Origin of the sequence: Phormidium sp. CCY1219 (assembly GCF_035615515.1) — a bacterium.
Lineage (GTDB): Bacteria > Cyanobacteriota > Cyanobacteriia > Cyanobacteriales > Laspinemataceae > CCY1219.
On sequence record NZ_JAJENT010000714.1, the window covers coordinates 22,993 to 28,992 of the forward strand.

At 48.9% G+C, this 6,000-nt stretch carries 3 protein-coding genes; all 3 read left to right on the forward strand.

Features of this window, described 5'->3' with window-relative positions; all coding sequences use genetic code 11:
- The first annotated feature begins 268 nt into the window (after positions 1–268).
- The 3 genes from LKK83_RS21155 (at position 269) to LKK83_RS21165 (ending at position 5,171) form a co-directional block, all read left to right on the forward strand.
- Entirely contained in the window at positions 269–1,417 is a 1,149-nt protein-coding gene (locus tag LKK83_RS21155) for a septal ring lytic transglycosylase RlpA family protein (RefSeq protein WP_324633316.1), read from the forward strand.
- An 862-nt stretch (positions 1,418–2,279) separates the two neighbouring features.
- On the forward strand, positions 2,280–3,851 hold the full coding sequence (locus LKK83_RS21160) for a bifunctional pantoate--beta-alanine ligase/(d)CMP kinase (RefSeq protein WP_324633317.1): 1,572 nt from the start codon (positions 2,280–2,282) through the stop codon (positions 3,849–3,851).
- A 348-nt stretch (positions 3,852–4,199) separates the two neighbouring features.
- Positions 4,200–5,171, forward strand: coding sequence for a polysaccharide deacetylase family protein (locus tag LKK83_RS21165; protein ID WP_442957352.1), 972 nt, complete (start codon positions 4,200–4,202; stop codon positions 5,169–5,171).
- Positions 5,172–6,000 lie beyond the last annotated feature (829 nt).

Sequence of the window (6,000 nt, forward strand, 5' to 3'; positions counted from 1 at the left end):
CCCACGGCACAAGGGAATGCGCTCTTAGAGGCAAATTTTACCCCAGAAACGGAACTAGGGGATTACAGCTCACCCTGGGCTTACAGGTAGAAAGGCACGAGTCCGTAACTGCCGGGAGAAAAGACGATCGCAAAACGTCACCGTCGTTCTTTCTGCCCAAAACAGTCGGGCGATTCAAAACACTGCCTAGCCACTCTATTACTGACGGGAATTCCTCTCCCATTAAAACTGTCGTTTATTGCGGAAGTCTTTTTACCGCATCTGAGAGATGAAAAAAAAATGTTGGTGGATCGCTACAGTTGTGCTGGTGAGTGCTTGTGGCGTCCCCTCCGTGGTTCATGCTGAGCCAAATCGCTTCGGAAATCGAAACGCGCCCGATCGCTTTGAGGCGGCACAGTCACAACCCCTCCCCCTGGGGCAGACTCAGGAAAACTTCGCTTCCCCCCTCCTCGATGAGTCCCACAACCTCGCAACTCTACAGGGCAAATCTGAGGAGAATCCCGGTAGGGCCGCACTGGCATCCGAACGGTTTGCAAAAGTAGAAGCCTATATCCTGGAGGGGCAACCGGCAGCTATCCTTTATCTTCGGGATATTCCGGCGATCGCCTTTCTCGGATCCACTCCGGAGGCTTCTTCTAGTAAGTCTTGCCCCACACTCCCGGAGGTGGTTTCGCAAGTTGATACCTTGTCAAACTCTACCGCAAATAAAACCGCTGTCAGCTCTACCCTCGCCACCCATACCATTCCATCTCTCGTGCAAGCATCGCCCCCTGAAAGTCTCGCCGATCCGATGTGGAGAGCTTCGGAAATCGCCGCTAAACTCGAACAAATCCAATCGCGCGATATTGCCTCGGAAATTACGGTCAGTTGGGATGGGAAAGTCGATGATTCTGGCAATGAGGTGGCGGAAAGCTATCTGATTAAAGTTAAGGATGAGGAATTAGTCCGCATCGATCCTCAAACCCGACTTCCCGACACGACCAATAACCTCGCCGAAGATGCCCTCCAAATCACCAATCGATTGCGCCGACTGCTTGGCAATGCACCCCCGATCGCAGAAATTGCCAACAAACCTAAGCCCAAACCCGTCTCTCCCGCCGAACCGGCGATCGCTTACAACGTTCAATATCAAGTGGATGGCTGGGCCTCTTGGTATGGTCCGGGTTTTCACGGACGTCTCAGCGCCAGTGGCGAAGTCTTCAATCAAAATGCCCTGACGGCGGCTCATCTTCATCTCCCTTTCGGTACCCGGGTGCGCGTTACGAATTTGAACAGCGGTCTGTCTGTGGTAGTTCGCATTAACGATCGCGGTCCGTATGTCGGAAACCGAATTATCGATCTATCCGCCGCCGCCGCCCGCGCGATCGGCATGATCGAAAGTGGCGTAGCCCCCGTGCGCGTCGAAATTTTAAATTAATCCACTGCACAAGTCCCAGGACTAACCACAAGCCCTGGGGCGATCGCTCCGCCCTCAGCCCCCTGTCCCCTCCTCAAGGTCAATCCCATTTGGTCACAGGAATTATGCTACATACTTTGAGAATTGATAGACATAATGCCCAGCCCGTTCATCACTCTTGATGAATCTGCAAATAAGTTTTTCAAAATAGTTTCAAGAGATATAACATGGCAGTTTTTAATAAAACATATTGCAATTAATTGGATTTAAAATTAAAGCTTTTTGAACGAATAAAAAATACATTTTTAAGTTCATAAATATAGCGTTTTTCTTGGCTATTTTATTAGCCCAGATTTGCTTTTTCAACTCCCTTGAAAAAATACCGCACCCCAGGCAGTGCAGGCAGGGGCGTGACCCCCCACACCACTGGGGAGGACCATCGCATCTGGAGAATTAGGGGGCTACGCCCCTGGTGCGGTGGAAGATACCTGTGGTGCGTAACCGCCGACCCCACGGTGGGAGACCAGGAACCCCTGGAGAGTCGGCGGTCACGCACCCTACCGTCGCAATAACATTTTTGAGCTAAAATTTATTCTCAAAACCCGAAAAAAATTAACGATTTAATCAATAATTCCTATTCGTTTGGAGGAGTTTATCTCGAGGTTATAAAATCTCTCGATCGAGATTAATTTTCAGCACAGAGCAATGCGCGTTTCCTAGGAATTATCCTCCTCATTTTGAAGTACGGGATGGGACATAACCTGGGATTTTGGGGAATAAATTAGAGGACATAAAATTCAAAGGAATTGCAATTGCGTATCGGAGAACAAAGAAATGAGATAAACTACTTAGGGTCAGAAAAGAAAAGATAGAGGGGGTTTTTGTGCGCCTGTTTAGAACTGTTGCGGGTTTACGTTGCTATTTAGAATTGCATCGGGCGGGACAGACAGTGGGTCTCGTTCCGACAATGGGAGCCTTGCACGTGGGTCATTTAAGTTTAATTCAACAAGCCAGACGGGAAAATGAAATTGCGATCGTCAGCATTTTCGTAAACCCGCTGCAATTTGGTCCGACGGAAGATTTTGAGAAATATCCGAGAAGCTTAGAGGGCGATCGCCAACGCTGTGAAGAAGCGGGAGTCGATGCGATTTTCGTACCCAGTGCCGAGGAAATGGGAGTGGCGGGGGAGTCCTCCGAGCATTGCGTGCAGGTGGTACCCCCCGAGTCCATGACATCAGTGCTGTGCGGTCGCAGCCGGATCGGCCACTTTCAAGGTGTTACCACAATTGTAGCAAAACTTTTCAATACCATCTGGCCCGATCGCGCTTATTTTGGCAAAAAAGATGCCCAACAGCTAGCAATTATTCGGCAGATGGTGGCGGATCTGAAGTGGCCCGTGGAGATTGTGGCATGTCCGATCGTGCGGGAGTCATCGGGACTGGCGATGAGTTCGCGCAACCAGTATCTCAGCGAGAGCGAAAAAGAACGCGCATCAGTCCTGTATCGCAGTTTACAAAAAGCCGCGAAAAAATTTAGCGCCGGCGATGCCACCAATAGGGGTATAATTGCGGCGGTAAAATCGGAACTGGCAACAGTTCCAGAAGTTAAATTGGAGTATTGTACTCTCGTGGATCCGACCACGCTCAGACCATTAGAAACCGTCGAGCGCGCGGGATTGTTAGCGATCGCCGCGCAAGTGGGTCAAACTCGCTTAATCGACAACATTATCCTGAAAAATCGCCAACCCATTGTAGCCATTGATGGTCCAGCGGGGGCGGGGAAATCCACCGTAGCTCGTTTGGTCGCTAAAGAATTGGGCTTGATGTATTTGGACACTGGTGCAATGTATCGAGCGCTAACCTGGCAGGTTCTCGAATGGGGAATTTCCCTGGATGACGAACCGGCGATCGCGGAAGTGGCCAGTACCGCCAAAATCGAACTCGCGGATCCCGAAGACGAGGGTACTCCGACTCGAGTCTTGATAAACGGACATGACGTCACCCAAGCCATTCGCTCTTCTATCGTTACGGCTCATGTCTCCGACATTTCGAGTTACAAAAGCGTCCGCCGTCACCTGGTTTGCCTACAGCAGAAATTTGGAGAAAGAGGCGGCGTTGTGGTAGAGGGTCGAGACATCGGCACCCATGTCTTCCCCGATGCGGAACTTAAGATTTTTTTAACCGCCTCGGTAGGAGAGCGAGCTCGCCGACGTCAGAAAGACCTGACAAATCGAGGAGAACAAGAAATTCCCCTCGAACAGCTAGCGACACAAATTGAGCAACGCGATCGCAAGGATAGCACCCGCAAAATTGCACCCTTGACAAAAGCTAAAACTGCGATTGAAATAGAAACGGATGGGCGTACTGTGGATGAAGTCGTCCGAGAAATTGTCAAACACTACCGCCAAAGAGGTTTGGGGAATGAATATCACTCGCTCGGCAATGATAAACGTTAATTCCCGGCCAATCCGAAGTTAGCCGTTAAAACAATTCTTACGGTGTCACCCTTCAAGCCAATAGGTAATGACGAACCCTGGAAACTCCATCCAGATAAACAAGGTTCGCTTATCGTGGTTTAGGGTCTAGAAACTGTAAAAGACACGGTACGCGATCGGGTACGCTTTGCGTTTGCTATTTTTCATTGCCATCAGTGTGGAATGAAAAGTCCCAGGAAGCGCTATTCCGCCTCAGTTTCCGAGGCGGTAAGGTAGCCCGAGGGGGAGGGGAAACGCGATCGCGTTTCCCCCTGGAATTTGTGAATTTACTCTCCCCCGGTTTGAGATAATCACAATTAAGGCAGGAGCGTGAAATTGATAGAGATTCATCGCTTATTTTCTAAAAAATTTATGGCCTTGACCATTCTGGCTGCAACGGGGGTGATAATGGCTGGAATGCTCCTGCCTTCCACCCCGGTTTTTTCGCAAGGGATGCTGGCAAGAATGTCTTTGAGTGGGGAAAACGCCCAAGCGCAACCCAATTTGCTAATCGTCCAAGACACCTCACGGGGAAGGATGGAGGACTTCAGCATTTCCCTTGCCCAACTCTCCGCAGAAAAAGAAAAAAAGCTGACGTTTGCCGTCCCCGCCTCTTTTGAAGGTCAAACCATTTATGATGTCGCCCTGGCAAATAACGAAAAAGTCATCGCTTTAACTTTTGATGATGGACCTTGGCCGAAATACACCGAGCAAGTGCTAAATATTCTCAAAGAAAATAACATTAAAGCGACCTTTTTCTTGATTGGCCAACACCTCAAAGCTCATCCCGAAATCGGGAAAAAAGTGGTAGAAGAAGGTCACGCCATTGCCAACCACACGTGGAATCACCATTATCATCCCGTGAGTCAGGCGATCGCCGCTAAAGAACTCGGGGACACCGCCGCATTAATTTACGAATTGACCGGGGTAAAAACCTCGCTTTTTCGTCCGCCAGGAGGGGTTTTAACCAATGGATTGGTCGCTTACGCCCACAGTCAAAATTACTTGGTGGCCATGTGGTCTTCTGATGCCCAAGAATCTTCCTATCCCTCGACTCAAACCCTGATTAACAACGTGCTGACCACGGCTAGACCGGGTGGAATTGTCCTCATGCACGATGGAGGTGGCGATCGCTCTACAACCGTGAAAGCTCTCCCCACCATTATTGCCGAACTGCGAAATCAAGGCTATCGATTTGTCACCCTCACAGAACTGTTGGAAATTTACGACACACAACAACAAACTCCCATAGCAGAAAACACCGACACTCCCCCAACACCCCTCCCCGATCCGATTAACTAAGGGTTCATCGCCTCGTGCCATTCTTGATAGTTTTTATCACCGCTTGATTCAGGGCACGGCATTCCCGTGTCCCTAACTTTCCCCCTCATTCAGGCATAAAAAACGGCATTATACCAACATTTGTTCGTCCGAAATCCGGTAAAAAACAGTCCAAACGCGATTTATTACATTTCTTCCCCTCCAAAGCCTTTTCCCCCTACTATCCCGGTTTTTTTAATGCTTCTACCTGAAATTAGGTTAAGTCAAAAAAATAACTTTTCCCTAAAATAAACCGACTCGATTTCTTCATTCTCCCGGGGCACCAAAGCCGCCGAACGCGACAAAATACCATCCGGTTTTTGACCGCTAAAATCCTGTTTTAACTGTTATAGCAGTTCTCATATGGGTGAGGTAACGAATTTTTACTTCGGAGGTGCCGACGCGGTTAGGACTATTCGTCTGCGTACCACATCAAGAAAGAGACCTGTTATATTTCACCACCCCCAAGGATGGAAAAAAACTATCCCGATAAGCGCAATAGTTGTTTATCCCTAGTCCAACTCCAGGGATGGAAAAACTATCCCGATAAGCGCAATAGTTGTTTATCCCTAGTCCAACCTCAGGGATGGAAAAAACTATCCCGATAAGCGCAATAGTTGTTTATCCCTAGTCCAACCCCAGGGATGGAAAAACTATCTCGATAAGCGCAATAGTTTTTTATGCCTAGTCCAACCCCAGGGATGGAAAAACTATCCCGATGTCCGCAATAGTTTTTTATCCCTAGTCCAACCTCAGGGATGGAAAAAACTATCCCGATTTCCGCAATAGTTGTTTATGCCTAGTCCAACTC